This window comes from Desulfobulbaceae bacterium, from assembly GCA_015231515.1.
In the GTDB taxonomy this organism is placed as follows: domain Bacteria; phylum Desulfobacterota; class Desulfobulbia; order Desulfobulbales; family VMSU01; genus JADGBM01.
Map to the genome: position 1 here is coordinate 1 of JADGBM010000180.1, position 4,211 is coordinate 4,211.

A 4,211-nucleotide genomic window follows, 5' to 3' on the forward strand; every position below is an offset into this window, starting at 1 on the left:
TGAGAAGATATTCGACCTGCTCACCTCGCTTCATGCCCGTGGGCTGACCATTGTCATGGTTACCCACAACAATGAACTGGCCATGAGATCGGAACGAATCATCAGGTTGAAGGACGGTCAGATACAAGTTTGAATATTTTGCATCAGGTAGAAGAATTATGAGTGGTTGGAAGTTGTTCAGATTATCATGGGTTGTAATTGCCATTGTCAGTTCCTTCGTGTTGGGTCTCCACTTCAGACCTGGCTCTCCCCAGAAAATGCCTCCTAGTTTGACTCCTCAGATGTTGCAGCAGCGCATGCCGCCCCAGATGATGCAGCAGCCTATGCCACCATCCGGTTATGTGGCTCCCAGGCAGCGTTCACGCTAGGAGGGCAAAATGATAAAGTACATAAAAGGTATTGCCCTCAGGCGATGGGTGCAGTTAGCCACGCTTATAGTTTCAAACGCCTATATTTTTTCTTATTTCAAAAACCTGCCCTGCGGTTTTCTCAACTGTTCCCGATGCGCTTTTGCCACGGTCAAGTGCCCACTGATCGCTTTTCAGACCGGAGCCATGGTCATGGGGATGTATGGAGCACTGGCACCAAAGACGGTCGCACTGTTAACCGCAACCTCTGCTTCGCTTTTCCTCTTCGCTTCGACTCTTGGCACATGGACCTGCTCATGGCTCTGCCCCTTTGGCACCATTCAGGATTATTTCCACAAAGTTCCGGTTAAAAAGTTCAAGCTGCCCGACTGGATGGCGTGGGGAAGGATTCCTATCTTCATCTTTCTAGGCGTGGTCATGGCCTACCAGACTAAGTCCCTTTTCTTCTGCAACATCTGCCCGCCCGGCACGATTGCCAGACTTGCCCAAGACGCCACCGGCATCCCGCAGTTTCTGCGCGGCCCTGAAGGGATGATGGCATTTTCCGGCATGGTGATCATGATTACGATACTCCTGCTCTCCACCTTTATATCCCGCCCTTTTTGCCACCTATTTTGCCCCATCGGCGGCTTCTATGGCATCTTTAACAAGGCTTCTGGTCTCTTCAGGAAGGTGAAGGCAGAGGAGTGCAACCAATGCAGCAAGTGCAAGCGCTCCTGTCCGCAAGGGCTCGACCCATTCAAATCGCTAAACTCCCAGACATGCAACCGCTGTCTTGAGTGCCACAAAACCTGTAAGGCCCTTGTCTGTGATGTGAGGATTTAGCTACCATATTTACACTTTTACTAATCCTACCCAGACATGGCTTTCTTGCACGACAGCAAGTTTGACCGTGCCCGGAATTTTTTGAGGTCAAGAATGAGCACTTTAATTGGCAAACACTGGCATCATCTGCCAGACAAAGAGGTTATCGAACTCCTTGGGGGTAACCTTGAAAAGGGCCTTGATCATTTTGAAATAAAAAACCGGCAGGATTCGTATGGCCCAAATGCTTTAACCGCAAAAAAAGGGAAAGGGCCGCTCAAACGTTTTCTGCTCCAGTTTCACCAGCCCCTAATATATATTCTGATTGTCTCAGGAATCATTACCGCTCTTCTTCAGGAATGGGTGGATTCCGGCGTTATTTTCGGTGTAGTGCTGGTCAACGCTATAATAGGTTATCTTCAGGAAGCAAAGGCGGTCAACTCCCTAGCCGCTCTGGCCCGAACCATGACAACTTTGACCCGCTCCTGGCCTTTTCCTGCATTGCCTTTTCGCTGGCTGTCGGTCTGCTGGCAGGAGGATATCCTGCATGGAAGGCGTCAAAAATTAATCCTATTGAGGCTATTAGAATGAGCTTGTCCAGATACGCAGAGAAAAAATCGGTTTTGTCTTTCAGCAGTTTTATCTCATTCCCGGCCTTTCGGTTTACGAAAATGTGGCCCTTCCCCTGCGGTTCGCCAGACGAGAGGTTGACAAGGAAAAAATAACGAAGCTCCTTGACCTCGTCGGATTAGAAAACCGGCACAGCCACAACCCGAGCCAGCTCAGCGGTGGAGAAATGCAGCGGGTGGCCGTGGCCAGGGCAATGGTCAACGACCCAGAAGTGATTTTTGCTGACGAGCCCACCGGCAACTTAGACACGGAAAACAGTGAGAAGATATTCGACCTGCTCACCTCGCTTCATGCCCGTGGGCTGACCATTGTCATGGTTACCCACAACAATGAACTGGCCATGAGATCGGAACGAATCATCAGGTTGAAGGACGGTCAGATACAAAATTAAAAATTCATCTCCTGCTTTTTTGTTCTGTCTTACCGATGGGCAGGTTTCAGCACAACTTTTCTTCACAGGCGAATATGACATGAACTTTTTAAGAATATTTGTGACATTTACCCTGTTTGCTGACGCTGGTGTTGCATTCGCTGGTGATCAAAGGGCGAGGGCGGCTCCTTAAGACATGGCGGATGGCATCAATGGCGGTCTTCTTTTTCTTACTAATACAGGACATAGGCCTGAAGCAGCCGTTTCCGCCTTATGAAAACTAGCCACCTTGGGCAGCGCCCATTCATTTTTGTCAAGCCATCCTGCCCCGGACAAAAGAGCGGATCGGCTCGAACTCCAACGAAAACAAGAAAAAACCCGCAGGGGAGTTGTCGAAAATAAAAATGGAGTTGTTGATTACATGCAGAAATTCATATCAAAATTACAATTTACAATAAAGGAGATGAAATATGGTTAGAAAACCACTTGTGGGAATTCTCATGGGCAGCGACAGTGATTTACCGGTAATGCGAAAAGTGATCGAGGTGCTAGACGAAATGGATGTTCCTTATGAAATTGATATCAGCTCGGCCCACCGTCTTCCCGATAAAACGGCCACTTACGCTAGAACAGCAAGAGAACGGGGGATTGAGGTGATAATTGCCGGAGCAGGAATGGCAGCACATCTCGCAGGCGTAATAGCCTCTCACACTACTCTTCCAGTCATTGGTGTTCCCCTCTCTTCTGGAGCTTTGAATGGTGTTGATGCTCTTTATGCAACCGTGCAGATGCCTCCAGGCATTCCGGTTGCTACAGTAGCAATAGATGGCGGGAAAAATGCCGCTTATCTTGCCTGTTCCATATTATCTATTAAATTCCCTGAAATCGGTGATATGCTGGATGCATATAGGGAAGAGACACGAAATCAACTTCAGGAAAAATCTAAAAATTTGCAAAAAAACCTGGGTGGGGGGTATAAATAAAGTATGCAAAAAGTTTACATTAATTCATGAAGGGAAAGCAGTACACGATACATCACTCTCGGATAAGGATCATTGTAACATTGTGACAAGCTGAATAGCCGCAGTAAAGAAAATATGGCACAGAAGAAGTCAATCAAAGGGAGGTGGAGATGAATTATGTTCAGCGGGGTTTTTTTTGGATTGCTGTCTATCTCTGCCTGGTTTTGACACCCTTGTTCGTTCTTCTGTTGGCTCCTGGCCCTTCTGGTAGTGGGTTTTGGTGGGATTTCTCCATTGCCCTTGGCTTTGCCGGGACATCGATGATGGGAGGTATGTTTGTCCTCACCGCCCGTTTTCGGCATGCCGCTGTACCTTTCGGCATTGATCTGATATATTATTTCCACCGCTGGATTGCCCTGGTGTCGTTTGTCTTTATAGTAGCCCATCCAGTTATACTGGTCTTTCTTGAGCCGGACCTGCTTGATGACTTGAGACCTTCAGTCATTTCCTGGCATATGCTGGCCGGCGTTACATCCATAGCGGCATTGACGGCTCTTATGGTCACTTCGCTCTGGCGTCAACAATTAAGAATTCATTATGATGCCTGGAGAATATGGCATGCACTTTTCGCCATAGCAGCCCTGGTGCTGGCCATTGTCCACATTGAAGGAATTGGCAACTACGTTTCATCTCCCTGGAAACGTGTGCTTTGGGCAACCATTTCAGCTTGCTGTCTGGCTCTTTTGTTTTATGTGCGATTGATAAAACCTTTGGTTTTACTCAGGCACCCCTACCGGGTGGAGCAAGTAGTTAAAGAAAGGGGTGATGCCTGGACTCTGGTTTTGCAGCCGGAAGGACACAGGGGTTTTACTTTTATGCCAGGACAGTTTGCCTGGCTGACCCTCAGGGACTCGCCCTTTGCCCTCAAAGAACATCCTTTTTCCATGTCATCAAGTGCTGTACAGCCACAGACGATCCATTTCACCATCAAAGAGTTGGGCGACTTCACAAGGGGAATCAAGGAGGTTTCTCCCGGACAAACAGCTTATCTTGACGGGCCATACGGAGCTTTCAGCA

General features: G+C 48.1%; 6 protein-coding genes. All 6 read left to right on the forward strand.

The window, feature by feature from the left end; all coding sequences use genetic code 11:
• Positions 1-133 (forward strand): ABC transporter ATP-binding protein (locus HQK80_15740; protein MBF0223644.1); only part of this gene is annotated, 133 nt, incomplete at its 5' end.
• Positions 134-377: 244 nt separating this feature from the next.
• Positions 378-1,193 (forward strand): 4Fe-4S binding protein, encoded by an 816-nt coding sequence (locus HQK80_15745; protein ID MBF0223645.1) that lies wholly within the window; start codon positions 378-380, stop codon positions 1,191-1,193.
• 93 nt (positions 1,194-1,286) lie between these two features.
• On the forward strand, positions 1,287-1,763 hold the full coding sequence (locus HQK80_15750; protein MBF0223646.1) for a hypothetical protein: 477 nt from the start codon (positions 1,287-1,289) through the stop codon (positions 1,761-1,763).
• Between the two features lie 10 nt (positions 1,764-1,773).
• Entirely contained in the window at positions 1,774-2,193 is a 420-nt protein-coding gene (locus HQK80_15755; protein MBF0223647.1) for an ATP-binding cassette domain-containing protein, read from the forward strand.
• A 449-nt stretch (positions 2,194-2,642) separates the two neighbouring features.
• Positions 2,643-3,155, forward strand: coding sequence for a 5-(carboxyamino)imidazole ribonucleotide mutase (purE, locus tag HQK80_15760; GenBank protein ID MBF0223648.1), 513 nt, complete (start codon positions 2,643-2,645; stop codon positions 3,153-3,155).
• Positions 3,156-3,304: 149 nt separating this feature from the next.
• Positions 3,305-4,211, forward strand: a 907-nt coding sequence (locus HQK80_15765; protein ID MBF0223649.1) for a ferric reductase-like transmembrane domain-containing protein, incomplete at its 3' end; no start/stop codon positions are given.